This is a genomic window from Corynebacterium accolens, assembly GCF_023520795.1.
In the GTDB taxonomy this organism is placed as follows: Bacteria; Actinomycetota; Actinomycetes; order Mycobacteriales; family Mycobacteriaceae; genus Corynebacterium; species Corynebacterium accolens.
On sequence record NZ_CP046605.1, the window covers coordinates 1,829,554 to 1,844,877 of the forward strand.

The following is a 15,324-nucleotide window of genomic DNA, read 5'->3' on the forward strand; positions in this document are numbered from 1 at the left end:
ATTTCCCTACTTCACAGCACCGAAGCGGCGATCGCGGCGGGCATATTCCTCAATGGCAGCGAAGAGATCCTCCGGGGTGAAATCAGGAAATAACTTGTCCTGATAAATCATCTCGGCGTAGGCAGATTGCCACAGCAGAAAGTTCGAGGTGCGCTTCTCGCCGGAAGGCCGCAAGAATAGGTCCACGTCCGGCATGCCGGGATCATAGAGATTCTCTGCGATGGTGCTTTCTCTAATATCGCGCGGGCGGATTTCACCAGCGGCGACCTTTTCCGCGATCTGGCGCACGCCATCGACCATTTCTGCCCGGCCACCGTAATTGACGCACATAGCCAGCGTCATTTTTGTATTATTTTTGGTCAATTCCTCGGCGGCCTCGAGCTCCTTAATCACTGAGCGCCACAGGCGCGGGCGACGCCCCACCCACACCACGCGCACACCGCGTTCGTGGAGCCACTCGCGCTGCCGGCGCAGCACATCACGGTTAAAGCCCATCAAAAAGCGCACCTCTTCTGGGCTGCGCCGCCAATTTTCAGTAGAAAACGCATAGGCCGAAAGGTACGGGACACCGGCGGCGAGGCAGGCATCGACGACATCGAGAAGCACCGCCTCTCCCCTGCGGTGGCCTTCCGTGCGTTTCATGCCCTTTTCCTGGGCCCAGCGGCCATTGCCATCCATCACCAACGCAATATGGCGCGGCAGCAGCTCATCCGGGATATTCGGCGGGGTCAGGCGACGAGAAGGATCTGGGGTAATCACGGACTACAGTTTACTGTTCCATCACCTGTAATGCGGACACATTTCGCTCCATGTGCCACTGCAGGTGCGCCCGCGCTAGCCGATGCCCCTCCTGCCGCTGCGCATTCGTCGGGTCCGTCGGGTAGCCATGTGCCAAAAGCCACAAGTGGTGCAGGGTTTCCGGATCCACCTCTGCAGCACCTGGTGGCCGGCATTCGTGGCAAGCGGCGCCGCCGACGGCCGGGTGAAAGGCGTGGTGCGGGCCGGGGCGCTGGCACTGGGCGCAATCAAAAAGGCTCGGTGCCCACCCGGCATGCGCCATGGCCTGCAATAAGAACGCATCGAGCGTTTGCGTCGGCTCCTCGGTTTGCAGATGCTCTAGCGTCGCCACCACCGCGTTGTAGAGATACGGGTCGCCGTCGCCATCCGCGTAGATGAGCCGCTCGGCCGACTCCAAGACCGCGCACGCGGCCGTATAGCGTTCGTAGTCTTCGATGAGGCGCGCACCAAAATAATTCACCGTATCCGCCTGGGAAATCGTGGCCAAGTTCTTTCCCACATACAGCTGAACATCCAAATTGACGAAAAGCTGCAGCCGCGATCCAAAACGGGATTTTGCTCGGCGCACGCCCTTGGCCACCGCACGCACCAACCCATGGTTTTGGGTGAGAAGTACGATTACGCGGTCGGCTTCCCCAAAATCATAGGAGCGAATGACCACGGCGCGGTCGCGGTAATTTTCGCGCATGGCCTTTTAGAACCCGAGCCTGCCCAACGACTTGGCATCCGATTGCCAGTTCTTCAGCACCTTGATGCGCAGGTCCAGGTACACGTTCTGGCCCAGTAGCTCCATGATTTCCTTGCGGGCATTGCCCACGATGCGGCGGAAACGCAGGCCATCTTTACCCTCGATGATGCGCTTTTGCCCTTGACGCTCCAAGTACATGATGGCGTGAATATCCAGCACTCCCTCACGCGTGCGCGAGGGCAGCATTTCATCGATTTGCACCGCAACTGAGTGCGGCAGCTCCGCCTTCAAGCCAGATAGCGCGGCCTCACGGATGAGTTCTTCAATGCGCTTTTCTTGCCCCTCATCAGTGATGTGATCATCCGGATAGAACTTCGGGCCCTCCGGCAAGTGATCCACGATGACCTGCACCAAGTCATCCAGCTGCACGCCCTTTTTACTAGAAACCGGAATCACCACAGCCTCCGGATCCTCTTGCGACAATAGCTCGTGCAAGGCCAGAAGCTGCGCGCCTACCTGGTCCTTGGAGGCTTTATCCAGCTTAGTCACGATGCCGATGATGGGGGTCTTCGGTGCAATCGAGCGCACATTGTCCAAGATCCACCGGTCACCCGGGCCGATCTTTTCATCCGCTGGAATGGTCAAGCCGATGACATCCACATCCGCATACGTTTCTTTGACCACTTCATTCAGCCGCTCGCCCAACAAGGTGCGGGGGCGGTGCAGACCCGGCGTATCCACCACGACCACCTGTGCATCCTCGCGGTGAACCAAACCGCGGATGGTGTGGCGAGTCGTTTCAGGCTGGTCCGCGGTAATGGCAATCTTTTGACCTACCAGCGCATTAGTCAGCGTGGATTTACCCGTATTCGGGCGGCCCACAAAGGAAACGAATCCAGAGCGGAATCCTTCTGGGGTATCCGTGTATTGCGAATAATCTAGCGGAGCGGCCTTCTCCCCGGCGACTTCCGGAGCAGCATCATCGGGGCCATCTGGCAGGCCCTCGAATGCCGCATCAAACTGTGCATCAATATCAGAACTCATTACCTGCAATGATAGCCCACCGCACCAAAATCTCCGATTGTTTCACGCCACAACAAATCTGCAGGCTAAGCTAAGACAGTTCTCTCCTCCAAGGTATATCTCTCACCGCTTTCTGAAAGGCACTCCGCCATGCCAACCAAGTCTCCCCTACTGCTCCTGGGCGCTCTTCTCACCTTTTCCATTAGTGCCTGTTCATCCCCTGATGCTGACCCTTCGCCTTCCGAAGAGGAATCCACCAGTACTTCTACTAGTTCATCATCCAGCTCACCCAGTGCCTCCTCTTCGAGCAGCGTTGCACAAGCCACCACGCAAGAGCCCACCTCCGAAACCCCAGCAGAACCAGAAACTCAAGTAACAACTGAAGAGTTAGGCACACAACCGCAGGCAGCCACCCCTGAGCCAGAGCTGCTGTACTGCGAAATGGGCCTTGGCGCAGTCGGGAGATTTTCTGATGGCTCTTCGCACCAAACCGAACTGTGCAATACCCCTGCACTCCAGCGTTCCGTGCGCGCGGAAGCGGTATGCGGTGGTATTAATGGGCACTTGCTTTATCCAGACGAGTGGTCCGAACTCTGCAATGGCGGCGCTCCATATTCGGGACCACCGCAGGGTGGAGCCTCACCAGAATTCTATGACGAAGGTTCTTTTGCAGAGACACCCTCGCAGGCACAAGGAGAAGGACTCTAGAGCGGTGCCTCGAAGCTGTATCCCGCCTACCTTTTCGCAGATGCTATAGGTCCACTGCAACAACTGAGCAAATTCGCGCCTGAGATATTGCAAATCGCGTTCAGATATACCCGAAGACGTTGACCTTTTGCGCTTTCGATCGGTTCAACAACAGCCCGAAGGCCCCGCTCCCTCAAAATGTACGAGGGGCGGGGCCTTCAATAGCTAAGAGATTTAGCCAGGCGCCTATTTCTTGAATTCATCCGGAAGCGGGCCTAGCTGCGGTCCGTCCGGGTAGTACTTCCAGCCGTCCTTGATGCGGACATCATCGGACCACGGTAGTTTGTACTCGCCCTTGGCCAGATCTTCTACCCAGGTGAGGTAGTTTTCGGTCTTTCCGCCTGGGTAGCCAACGTAGCCGCGATTGCCCAGGTTGAAGATGTTGTTTTCGAGGCCCCAGTTGATGCGCGCCTTATCAGCCAGCGCTGGGAATACCTCTGCAGTGACGATTTCGCCCGGGTTGCGGTGACCCTCAGAAATCATGTGGCCGTCGTAGTTGCAAACATTGCCTTCACCGAAGTAGTAGAAGACTTGGTCATAGCCCGCCAAGTTCACCGATGCCGTGTACATGAGGTTCTGGAAGGCGTTGGTCTTGTTGGTCATCACCCACTGGTCTTGGGTCTGGGTGGAATAGCCCGAGATACGGATATAAACATTGGCTCCCTTATACGCTGCTTCGCGGGCGAGCTCGGGGAACATGCCATCGTGGCAGATATTGACCGCGAGCTTGGACCCCTTCGGGCCATCGCATACCGGCATCCCCAAGTCGCCCGGGTACCACGGCTCGATGGGGGCCCATGGCTGCAGCTTGCGGTAGTGCAGCGCAATCTCGCCATCGGAGTTGATGATAATCGCCGTGTTGAACGGGGGCTTCCCCTCTTCGTGGTTGGGTTCCATGATGGAGAAGACGCCCCAGACGTCGTTATCCTTACAAGCCTGCTTGTACTGATCCACCTTGGGGTCATCGAGCCCAATGAGGAATTCATCGTAGGACCAAATCTTGGTGTTCAGCCCCGAAGAGGAGTATTCCGGAAAGACGATGAGATCCAAGTCTGGGTAGCCTGCCTTGGTCGAGGCAACCATGCGGCAGATTTCATCGACGTTTGCCTGAACGTCTTCTGGGGTATTGACTACGGGAACTGGGTATTGGATAAGGGCCATCAACAGGCCGTCGGGGGATGCGCTGATGCTTCCGGTGCTGGACAAGACGGGACTCCAATCACGTCGTCGATTAAGTTACACCTATCACTTTATATGGCGAACATCACGTATCCACTAGAAAAACGACGCTCTTGTCTCAGATTGCAGACGCATCCCCTCTGGGAGACAGCTTTAGAGCTCCTCGGCCTGGAATTGCATGCTCGGGTGGGCGAAAGCGTCTTGGGCCTGAATGAGCTGCAGCTCGGTGGATTCGGCTTCATACGTGGTGCGCAGAAGCTCGTAGACGGAAGATGCGGTGCGGCGCAGCGCTTCTTTAACGTCATGGGTTTCAACGTAGTGGCCGGTAAACAGCGCGGCGGTCACGTCGCCGGAGCCGTTGCGCTTAAACGGCAACAGCGGGGTCGAGAGCAAGAAAGCGCGCTCACCGTCGACGGCGAGCATCTCAATCTGATCCGCAGGGGTTTCCGGGCGCTTTACGGAGGTAACCAGTACCGTCTTCGGCCCCATTTCCTGCGCCTTCTTCACCGCCGCCAAGGTCTGGTCCAAGGTGCTGACCTCGGTATCGGTCAGATAGCCCAGCTCAAATTGGTTAGGAGTGATGATATCGGCAACCGGCACCACGCGGTCGCGCAGCAGCGGCGGAATGTCATCGGAAACGAAGCAACCCGACTTCGCATTACCCATCACGGGGTCGCAAGCATAGAGCGCCTTGGGGTTGACGGCCTTGATGCGGCGAACGGTGTCCACGATGGCATCGGCAATGTCGGAGCCGCCCTGGTAACCGGAAAGAATGGCGTCGATGCCTTCAAAAGCACCGCGCTTTTCGATGCCATCGATGATCGACGTGACATCACTGGCCGGAATCATCGGCCCGACCCAGTCACCGTATCCGGTGTGGTTGGAAAAATTCACCGTGTGCACGGGCCACACCTCGTGGCCGGCGCGCTGGAGGGGAAAGACGGCCGCGGAATTTCCCACATGGCCGTAGGTGACATGAGACTGGATGGAAAGGATAGTCATAGCTATCCATTGTGCTACTGCTTATGCACAGAGACAAAGGAATGGGCGAAATTATTCTTGGGGTTCCTCGTCGCGTGGTTCTCCGATGGCAGGAATTCCGCCACCAGGCACTTGCTCATCAAGGCGTGCTCGCTCGGCAGCATCCGGAAAGGCCTTCGGGCCCGAGGGCTTTGGCTGGTAGCTTTTCCCGCGTGCGGCGAGGTCATCGTACCAATCCGCCAGCAGTTCATTCTGCCGGGCAAACATTTCCTTTTCCTCCGCCGCGGTGGCGTGATCGTAGCCCAGCAAGTGCAGGCAGCCGTGCACCGTCAATAGCGCGAGCTCGTGGCCGAGCGAATGTCCGGCGGCATCGGCCTGTCGCAGGGCGAACTCGGGGCATAAGACGATATCGCCAAGCATGGCAGGTCCCGGATCGGCGGCATCGGGGCGCCCGCCACCAGAAGTGGCGCCGGGAGTGAGCTCGTCCATGGGAAAACTCATCACATCGGTAGGGCCCTCTAGATCCATCCAGCGGATGTGCAGATCCTCGATGGATTTCAGGTCCACGCAGGTAATGGTGCATTCTGCAGCGGGATTGATGTCCATTGCGCCGAAGGTATAAGAGGCGACATCGATCAGCATCTCCTCGTTGACGCCATCAAAACCCGACTCATTGAGAAATTCGATACTCACTTATTCCCCCTCGTTTTCCGCGGCGTTTTTATTATCAAAGGAATCATAAGCATCCACGATGCGGCCCACCAGCTGGTGGCGCACCACGTCTTGGGCGCTGAGATCCGCAAAGTGGATATCGTCCACGTTATTGAGAATCCGCCGCACAATGCGCAGGCCGGAAACCTGGCCGCGCGGGAGATCCACCTGAGAGATATCGCCGGTGACCACTATGGTGGAACCAAAGCCCAGGCGGGTCAAAAACATCTTCATCTGCGCCGGCGTGGTGTTTTGCGCCTCATCGAGGATGACGAAAGCATCATTGAGCGTGCGCCCGCGCATATACGCCAGCGGGGCGACCTCGATGATGCCGGCATCCATGAGCTTGGGGATCATCTCTGGATCGAGCATGTCCCGCAGCGCGTCATAGAGCGGGCGCAGGTACGGGTCGATCTTGTCATTGAGCGTGCCCGGCAAAAAGCCCAGGTTTTCGCCCGCCTCAACCGCCGGACGGGTAAGAATAATGCGCGAGACCTGCTTATTTTGCAGCGCCTGCACGGCCTTCGCCACCGCCAGGTAGGTCTTGCCTGAACCAGCCGGGCCAATGCCAAAGACCACCGTATTATTATCGATGGCCTGCACATATTCGGATTGCCCCACGGTCTTAGGGCGGATGGACTTGCCGCGGCGCTTGACGATGTCCGCCGCCATCGCCGCTGCCACCGACTGCGGCGCCTCTACAGCGACCATGTCCATGGTGTGCTTGACCGTATCGGTAGATACGGCATGGCCCCGTCTAGCGATGGCCTCGAGCTCATCGAGGATCTTCGCCGCGCGGGCTACCTCGTAATCGGGGCCGGTGACGGTGACAATATTGCCGCGAGCAAAAAGGTCCGCATCGAGGCGGTCATTAAGCACGCGAAGGTTATCGTCCGCGCTGCCCAAAACGCTGCTGACATACGCGGAATCGATCTCACATTTCTTGGTGATGATAGGCACGTCTAATAGGCTACCAGCGCTCAGTCCGCATGCCGATAGCCGCCAAGGCCACCATCGCCGCGCTGGCGGTGCGCAAAACCTCCGGGCCCAATTTGATGGCAACGGCCCCGGCCTCGCGCAGTGTTGTCAGCTCTTCTTCCCCGATGCCGCCCTCGGGGCCGACCAAGAGGAAGACCTCGCCGTGCAAGCCCACCTCCCGGATGGATTCGGTGGCTTCCTCGTGCAGGACTAATACGCTCGCCGATTCTGCGCGCTCTGCCAGTTCCGCAACCAATTGGCGGGTGGTCAGCGGGCCGCGCACCTGCGGGATGCGGTCTCGTCGGGATTGCTTTGCGGCCGCTTCGGCCGCGGCCTGCCACTTCGCAACGGCCTTCGGCGCCTTCTTCCCGTCCCACTTGGCCACGCAGCGATCCGCCTGCCAGGCGATGATCTCATCCGCCCCGGCCTGTGTAGCCAGGTCAACGGCTAGCTCGGCGCGCTCTGATTTAGGAATCGCCTGCACCACGGTAACCCGCGGATGCGGCTCCGGTAGGTGGGTGACAGAGTCTACGGTACCGGTTAAGTGGTCCTTGCCCGAGGTCTCGGTGACAGTGAGGGTAAGGCGGATACCGGTGCCATCGATAAGCGCCAGCTTCTCCCCCTGCTGCATCCGCTTGACCGTCACGGCGTGGCGCGCCTCAGGCCCAGACAGCGTGATGGCGTCTCCGGCCTGGGCGGCGGAGAGATCCGGGTGGATGAAGACGGGCAGCGACATTAGCGGCGGAACTTATCGCGCAGGCGGGTAAAGAAGGAGTCTTCCTGCCCGTCGCTGGCGGTGCGCACGCGGGCGCCCTCATCGCGGGTATTGCGGATCTTTTCCAGCGCCTCGCGGCTCTTGCGGTCCAGATCCTTGGGGACGACCACGTCCACGTGGGCAAACAGGCTGCCGTAACCATCGGTGCGCAAGCGTGGCATGCCCGCGCCTTCGACCTTGATGGACTCGCCCGGCTGGGTGCCCGGCTCGATATCGATGGTGAGCTCTTCGCCGTTGAGCTGGTCAATGGTGAAGTTGGTGCCCAGGGCAGCATCGATCATCGGCACGTGCACGGTAACGTTCAGGTCATCCGCATTGCGCTGGAAGACCTCGTGTTCCTGGGTGTGCACCTCCACGTAGAGGTCACCTGCAGGGCCACCGCCGTGGCCGACCTCACCCTGGGAGGCCATGCGGATGCGCATGCCATCGTTGATGCCGGCCGGGATAGAGACCGTAAGGTCGCGGCGCTTTTTCACGCGTCCGTCGCCGGCGCACTGGTTGCAGGGATCCTCAATGATCTCGCCAAAGCCCTGGCACTTCGGGCACGGGCGGGTGGTCATCACATTGCCCAAGAAGCTGCGCTGCATCTCCTGGATTTCGCCCATGCCGTTGCAATTATCGCAGGTGACGGGCTTGGACTTGGAGCTTGAGCCGGTACCGCCGCAGGAATCACACAGCACCGCGGTATCGACGGTGACCTTCTTCTTCAGGCCGGTATAAGCCTCTTCCAGGGTAATCCGGGTGCGCAGGAGGGCATCGTTGCCGGGCTGCACGCGCGACTTAGGCCCGCGGGATCCGCCGCCAGCGCCACCGCCGAAGAACTCGGCGAAGATATCGCCCAAGCCACCGCCTCCGAAGCCGCTAAATCCGCCGGCACCGGCGCCAGCGCCACCGCCGCCTTGCTCCATGGGATCGCCGCCCATATCGACGATCTGGCGCTTTTGCGGATCCAGCAAAACTTCCTGGGCAACCGAGGCCTCGCGAAATTTCTCCGCCGCTGCCTCATCATCCGGGTTCACATCCGGGTGATACTTGCGGGCCAGTTTGCGGTACGCCTTCTTAATTTCCTGGTCCGTTGCGTCCTTATCAACACCGAGGATGCCGTAATAGTCACGAGCCACTGTTAGAGATATTCCTTACTCGATCGTCTTGTTGGTATTACCTTGCAAAAATTTATGTAGCGACCGGCTAGTCTACTCGCACTACTCGCCGGCCAAAATTTCACTCACGTATTGTGCAACAGCAGAGACCTTAGAGATTGTTCCCGAATAGTCCATAAAGGTCGGCCCCACCACGCCAAGGCCGCCAAGCGTAGCCGCCTGTCCCCCGGTTCCAAAACCATACCCGGCGGCAACGACGGAGGCATCGCGCAGTTGATCCTCTTCATTTTCGTCGCCGATCACCACGGAAACATTGCCCAGGTCCGGTACGCGTGCCAGCAATTTCAACACGACGACTTGCTCTTCCAAGGCCTCGATAATTTTGGGCAGTCCTTCCGGGAATTCGCGCGCGACGCGGGTGAGATTCGAAGTCCCCGCCAAAATCAAGCGATCGGAAGGCTGCTCCACCAAGGTTTCAATGAGCGTGGTCGCCACCTTGAGCACGTGGCGGCGAATACCCAGCGGGGCGTCATCGACGAGGTGGGCGAGCTCCACGGAGGCATCAGTAAGCGTCTTGCCCACCAACGCATTATTGACGATGTCCCGAAGGCGATACGTCTGATCCTGGTCAATGACCTCATCTAGTTCCACGTTGCGCTGATCCACGCGGCCGTTATCCGTAATCAGCACCAGCAGCACCCGCACCGGAGATAGCGTGACGACCTCGCAGTGCTTGACGCGCGAGACCTTCAAATTGGGCAGCTGCACCACGGCCGCCTGCTCAGTGACCTGTGCCAACAGCTGCACGGAGCGGCGCAGGACATCTTCGAGGTCTACCCCGCCTTCCAAGAAGTTCAGCATCGCCTTGCGCTCAGGGGTAGAAAGCGGCTTAACCTCGTGGAGAGAATCAACGAACTGCCGGTAGCCCTGCTGCGTGGGAACGCGCCCGGAACTGGCATGCTGCTGCGAAATCAGCCCCTGCGATTCCAGCACGGCCATGTCATTGCGGATGGTCGCAGAAGAAACGCCCAGCCGGTAGCGCTCTACCAGCGTTTTGGAACCCACGGGTTCCTGGGAGGCAATGTAATCCGCAACGATGGCCCGCAGGACCTCCTTGCGGCGGGCATCAGTTGAGGTGGACACTTCTCAGCGCTCCTATTCTCTGCGGGTTAGTTTCCGTCGATGTGTCGGCGTCTCTCTATAAATACAGCGTAAATCCAGTGCCGATCTTAAAAGTCTAACAAGAATAAGCCCGAATAAAGGGTTTTGCTGGTTCAGAGGGATATATAAGGAATTTCTGACGGCGGCTAGGACTCTTCGGCGATGAGGAGATCTGAGACGATGCCATCGGCAAGCAGGCGCCCAGGTTTGGTCACGCGCACGCGCTGGCCGGCGCGCTCGAGCAGGCCGCGGTCGATAAAGCCCTTCAGCGCCGGGGCGGCGTGGGAACCGAGCCAGGCTTCTGGGATACCCTCGCGCAGGCGCAGGCCTAGCATCACCTTTTCCATGTGCCGATCGGGGCTCGTCAGAGTTTCGCTGTCTTTAATGGGCAGCTCACCGTTTCCTAGCGTTTGGATATAGCGGTTGGGGTGCTTGACGTTGAAGAACCGCTCGTCACCTAAGTGGGAGTGCGCACCGGGTCCTGCTCCCCACCAATTGCCGTCCACCCAGTAGATGCGGTTGTGCTCGCATTCGCCGCCAGGCAGCGACCAATTAGAGACCTCGTACCACTCGAAGCCAGCATCCTCGAGGGTCGATGAAATCATTTCATAACGCCGGGCCAGCACGTCTTCATCGGGGGCGGGCAGCAGTCCTTTATTCACCTTGCGGGCCATACGGGTGCCGTCTTCCACGATGAGTGAGTACGCGCTGACGTGGTCGACGCCGGTTTCGAGCACGCGGTCCAAGGTCTCGCGGACGTTATCGTCGGTTTCGGTGGGCGTGCCATAGATCATGTCGAGGTTGACGTGCTGGAAGCCTGCCTCCCGGGCCTCGCGCGCGGCGTCGAAGGCGCGCCCGGGGGTGTGGGCGCGCTCGAGTACCTGGAGCACGCTATGCGAGGCGGACTGCATGCCGAGGCTGATGCGGTTAAAGCCGGCATCGGCAAGCGCGGCAAAGTACTCCGGCGAGGTGGACTCCGGGTTGGACTCGGTGGTGACCTCAGCGTCTGGGCTAAGCCCAAAGGTGGAACGCACCGTATCCAGGATGCGGCTTAAGCCTTGGCCACCCAAGAGCGAGGGCGTGCCGCCGCCGATGAAAACGGTATCCGCGGTGCGCCCCACGCGGCCAGCCGCCATCTCCAGCTCCTTGTCCAAGGCATCGAGGTAAGGGCCGGTGAGATCCCGCGGGCTGCCCAACTCGCCGGGGGTATAGGTATTGAAATCGCAATACCCGCAGCGGGTGGCGCAAAAAGGAACGTGGATATACAGCCCGAATGGTTCAGTCATGAATCAAACCCTAATAGGCGGGGAACAAAATGGCCGAAATGGGTGTTAAACATGTAGTATATTGCCAACTTCCCGCGTATAGAAAGGTACCTTCAGTGGAGCCTCCCAGTCGATGTCCCCGCCACCTTATAGGCGGTGGGGAGTAAATCATGTTATCGGCTATTGCGATGATCCTGGCAGGCTTTATCGTCATCGGGCTCATCATCGTCGCGAATGCCTACTTCGTGGCGCAAGAGTTTTCATTCATGTCCGTGGACCGCACCCAATTGCGGTCCATGGCTGCTGAAGGTGATAAATCCGCCCAGCGCGCGCTCGACATCACCAAGCGCACCTCTTTCATGCTCTCCGGTGCACAGCTCGGCATCACCATTACAGGGCTGTTGATTGGTTATGTGGCAGAGCCCCTGGTGGGACAAGGCCTTGGCGTGCTGCTTGGCGGCGTGGGCATTCCCACCGGCGTATCCGTGGCTATCGGCACCATCGCGGCGCTTTTCATTTCCACCGTCGCCACGATGCTCTTTGCGGAGCTTTTCCCCAAGAACTACACCATCGCCGCGCCCATGAAAACGGCGCTGCGCCTAGCCGCCTCCACCCAGTGGTACCTGCGCATTTTCGGCTGGCTCATCCGCTTTTTCGAATACTCCTCCAATGCGATTTTGAAGCTATTCCGTATCGAGCCGGTAGAAGATGTCGATTCTTCTGCTACTGCCGATGACCTCGAGTCCATCGTCGATTCCTCGCACGAAACCGGCGTTTTGGATGAGGACACGTACATGGTTTTGGACCGTTTGCTTGACTTTCCCGAACACGACGTCGAGCACGCCATGATTCCCCGCTCCCGCGTGGATGTGATCGACCCCAGCACCACCTTGGGTGAGGTCCGCGAATTGATGTCCGAAAACCACACGCGCTACCCCGTCATCGATGACGAGCACAATCCCATCGGCGTGGTCCATCTTTTCGATGTCTTGGGCTCCGATCTTCCTCCCGCCACCAGCGCCACCACCATCATGCGCGAGCCCCTGGTGGTTCCGGAGCTTATGCCGCTTCCCGATGTCGTCGATGAGCTACGCGGCGAGGAACAAAAGCTAGCCTGCGTCATCGACGAGTACGGCGGATTCGTCGGCATCGTCACCATGGAAGACCTGGCCGAGGAGATTCTTGGCGATGTCACCGATGAGCACGATTTCGAGGAAACCGAAGAAATCACCGAGCAGGACGAATCCCACTGGCTGGTCGATGGCGATACGCCGCTGGATGAGATCGAGCGCGCCATTGGCCACGATCTTCCAGAGGGTGATTTTGAAACCATCGCTGGACTACTTATTGCGCACGCCGGCGCCCTGCCAGAGGTAGGTGAGGTCCACACCATCGCCTTGGAGGCAGAGCCGGATGACTGGGTGGATCAGGATGAAGCACCCACCCGCTCCATCCGCATGCGCGTGGATGACGTGGACCGCCACGTGCCATCCTCCCTGGCCATCGAACTTATTGAGGACTACGTTCATGATAGCGACGACGAAGAGGAGGAGGCATAATGACCGATACGTGGTGGTTCAACCTCATCGTCACGCTACTCATCATCGCCGCATCCGGCTTCTTCGTGGTCATCGAGTTTTCCCTCATGGGTTCGCGCCGCAACCGGCTGGAAGAAAACGCGGAATCCTCGCGCACCGCCCGCGCCGGGCTGCGCTCGCTTAATGAGCTGACCATCATGCTGGCGGGCGCGCAATTAGGCATCACCGCCGCCACCTTCGTCCTCGGTGCCGTGACCAAGCCTTGGGTGCATCACCTTTTGATGACCCCGCTGGAGGCCCTTGGCCTGCCGCTGGGCATTGCCGATGTCGCCAGCTTCATCCTCGCCCTATTTATCGTCACCTTCCTGCACCTGGTACTGGGTGAAATGGCGCCCAAATCGTGGGCCATCGCCCACCCAGAATCCGCCCTGCAGGTCATTGCCATTCCCGCCCGCGGGTTCGTGTGGGTTTTCCGCCCACTGCTGAAGTGGATTAACACAATGGCCAATAAATTGGTGGCCATGACGGGCGAGGAACCGGTGGATCGCGCCGGTGCCGCCGGCTACGACGCCGAAACGCTGCGCACCTTGGTCGAGCACTCCCGTGAGACGGGCGCGCTTGACGATAATTCCGCCAATCAGATTTCCGATGTCATCGAGCTGGAGAACTCCACGGTGGGCTCCATGGCGCGCGCCCACGGCTCCGAGGTAGTGCCGCTTCCTTCCGATGCCACGGTGGAACAACTTCAAGAGCTCGTCCTGCGCAAAAACATCATGCGCGTGCTCGTCTTCCCCAAGGATTCCCGCGTCCCCCGCGTGGTGCACGTGCGCGATACCCTCATGGCGGATCCCGATACCCCAGTCCTCGAATTCTCCCGCGCCCCGATTTCCGTCTCTTCTGCCACCACCGTGCAAAAGACGCTGGATCACATGCGCTCCCGCAATGAACAGCTCGTCGTCGTGGGCAAGGCGGATAAGGACAAGGCCGTGTGGATCCTTACCTGGGATGACATCATGGGCCAGCTGTGGCCGCAGATTACCGAGCAGCTGGACAAGGTCACCCCTCCCCCAGCGGTATAACTGTCTCGCCGAACCAACCAACCCCTTGGTTCGGCGCCTAGTAGTTTTATAAACAAAATTCAAAAGATAAACAAGCGTACACAAGCGCGGTGTTTACACTAAGGCTATGACCAACCGGAAGAATCCGTTTACCGCTACGCTTGGGGCCACGCCTCCCTACCTGGCTGGCCGTAAAGACTCCATCGAGGAGTTTGCTTATGCTTTGGACGATGGCCCCGGATCCCATGAACGCATTTCCCTCGTCGTGGGTCCGCGCGGTATCGGCAAGACGGTATTGCTCAATGCCTTCAAAAACACCGCGTCAGATCGCGGGTGGCGCATCCTTAATGACACGGCATCTGCCGGTTTTGCGGAACGGCTCCGTGCTGAAATTATTAATACCCTTCACCTCAACTGGACAGCGCTAAAAGGTTTCAACCTGCACCTTTTCCAATTGGACATCGGCATGGAATGGGATCCAAGAACACTATCCGCGGAAACCTACCCCTTAAGAAGGGCCTTGAAAGACCTCCTCCATGCGCAGCGGGAACTAGACCGCATTTCCCACAGCGATCCCACCGGGATGCTCATTACTTTGGATGAAATGCACCACCAGCGCAGCAATGAAGTAATTGATTTTGGCGCTACCATCCAGCACCTCGTGCGAGAAGGGGAAAATATCGCCGTAGCCATGGCGGGGAATCCCTCCTCGATCAAAACACTTTTGGCCAGCCAAGATGGCTCTAACCCTGTCACTTTTCTTCGCCGTGCGAACCGCATTGAATTGGACCGAGTGCCGGATACGGACGTGCGGAAGGCACTCAATGCTCCCGTAGAAGAAACAGAGGTTAATTGGGACTCGGACGCGCTGAATTCTGCCGTAACCGCTTGCCAGGGATACCCCTTTATGATTCAGCTTGTCGGCCTATGGGCTTTCCGCCACCGAACAAACAATACGATTTCGGTGGAAGCTGCGCAGGAAGGCATTTCCAAAGCGCGACGAAAGCTAGGGCAGCTCGTCCATGAGCCCGCCCTAGCGGAGCTTTCCCCCATCGATCGGACATTCCTGCTCCATATGGCTCAAGACAATGGCCCCTCATCCATGAGTGATATCACGGCCCGCCTAGGAAAAAGCTCGCAATATGCATCCAACTACCGGCGCCGCTTGCTTGACTCGGAACTAATCGAAATACCAGCCAGTGGCCAAGTAGACTTTGCCTTGCCCTACCTTCGAGACTACTTGCGCGAGCATGCAGCTAGCTTGGTCATCGATTCGTACTAATCGAGTTCAGTCACGCAACCCATCCTTAGCGCGGGTGTGG

Annotated in this window: 14 protein-coding genes; 3 read left to right on the plus strand and 11 right to left on the minus strand. The window is 58.8% G+C overall.

Features of this window, described 5'->3' with window-relative positions; genetic code table 11:
- Positions 1-6: 6 nt before the first annotated feature.
- From CACC_RS08705 to hemW, 11 genes are all read right to left on the minus strand, one after another.
- The gene (locus CACC_RS08705) at positions 7-759 is read right to left on the minus strand and encodes an isoprenyl transferase (protein WP_005284186.1); all 753 of its coding nucleotides are present in this window, start codon (positions 757-759) and stop codon (positions 7-9) included.
- Positions 760-769: 10 nt separating this feature from the next.
- Complete coding sequence (recO, locus tag CACC_RS08710; protein WP_005278101.1) at positions 770-1,486, minus strand: DNA repair protein RecO; 717 nt, start codon at positions 1,484-1,486, stop codon at positions 770-772.
- 6 nt (positions 1,487-1,492) lie between these two features.
- Positions 1,493-2,530, minus strand: a complete 1,038-nt coding sequence (era, locus tag CACC_RS08715) for a GTPase Era (protein ID WP_005278100.1) — start codon at positions 2,528-2,530, stop codon at positions 1,493-1,495.
- Positions 2,531-3,442: 912 nt separating this feature from the next.
- Positions 3,443-4,462 (minus strand): formamidase, encoded by a 1,020-nt coding sequence (locus CACC_RS08720; RefSeq protein ID WP_035108414.1) that lies wholly within the window; start codon positions 4,460-4,462, stop codon positions 3,443-3,445.
- 126 nt (positions 4,463-4,588) lie between these two features.
- Positions 4,589-5,437 carry a pyridoxal kinase PdxY gene (gene pdxY, locus CACC_RS08725; protein ID WP_005278098.1) on the minus strand — a complete coding sequence of 283 codons (849 nt, stop codon included), beginning with the start codon at positions 5,435-5,437 and terminating at the stop codon, positions 4,589-4,591.
- Between the two features lie 51 nt (positions 5,438-5,488).
- Positions 5,489-6,109, minus strand: a complete 621-nt coding sequence (ybeY, locus tag CACC_RS08730; RefSeq protein WP_005278097.1) for an rRNA maturation RNase YbeY — start codon at positions 6,107-6,109, stop codon at positions 5,489-5,491.
- Complete coding sequence (locus CACC_RS08735; protein WP_005278096.1) at positions 6,110-7,087, minus strand: PhoH family protein; 978 nt, start codon at positions 7,085-7,087, stop codon at positions 6,110-6,112. It abuts the gene before it with no gap.
- Positions 7,088-7,097: 10 nt separating this feature from the next.
- Positions 7,098-7,841 (minus strand): 16S rRNA (uracil(1498)-N(3))-methyltransferase, encoded by a 744-nt coding sequence (locus CACC_RS08740; protein WP_005278094.1) that lies wholly within the window; start codon positions 7,839-7,841, stop codon positions 7,098-7,100.
- Positions 7,841-9,001, minus strand: coding sequence for a molecular chaperone DnaJ (gene dnaJ / locus CACC_RS08745; RefSeq protein WP_005278092.1), 1,161 nt, complete (start codon positions 8,999-9,001; stop codon positions 7,841-7,843). The genes CACC_RS08740 and dnaJ overlap by 1 nt, the downstream gene beginning before the upstream one ends.
- A gap of 81 nt (positions 9,002-9,082) precedes the next feature.
- The gene (gene hrcA, locus CACC_RS08750; RefSeq protein ID WP_005278089.1) at positions 9,083-10,123 is read right to left on the minus strand and encodes a heat-inducible transcriptional repressor HrcA; all 1,041 of its coding nucleotides are present in this window, start codon (positions 10,121-10,123) and stop codon (positions 9,083-9,085) included.
- 164 nt (positions 10,124-10,287) lie between these two features.
- Positions 10,288-11,427 carry a radical SAM family heme chaperone HemW gene (gene hemW, locus CACC_RS08755; RefSeq protein WP_005278087.1) on the minus strand — a complete coding sequence of 380 codons (1,140 nt, stop codon included), beginning with the start codon at positions 11,425-11,427 and terminating at the stop codon, positions 10,288-10,290.
- A 149-nt stretch (positions 11,428-11,576) separates the two neighbouring features.
- On the opposite strand from hemW, the gene CACC_RS08760 reads away from it, so the two are divergent.
- From CACC_RS08760 to CACC_RS08770, 3 genes are all read left to right on the plus strand, one after another.
- On the plus strand, positions 11,577-12,965 hold the full coding sequence (locus tag CACC_RS08760; RefSeq protein ID WP_005278085.1) for a hemolysin family protein: 1,389 nt from the start codon (positions 11,577-11,579) through the stop codon (positions 12,963-12,965).
- Positions 12,965-14,023 (plus strand): CNNM domain-containing protein, encoded by a 1,059-nt coding sequence (locus CACC_RS08765; RefSeq protein WP_005278083.1) that lies wholly within the window; start codon positions 12,965-12,967, stop codon positions 14,021-14,023. The genes CACC_RS08760 and CACC_RS08765 overlap by 1 nt, the downstream gene beginning before the upstream one ends.
- 106 nt (positions 14,024-14,129) lie before the next feature.
- On the plus strand, positions 14,130-15,284 hold the full coding sequence (locus CACC_RS08770) for an ATP-binding protein (protein ID WP_005278081.1): 1,155 nt from the start codon (positions 14,130-14,132) through the stop codon (positions 15,282-15,284).
- Positions 15,285-15,324 lie beyond the last annotated feature (40 nt).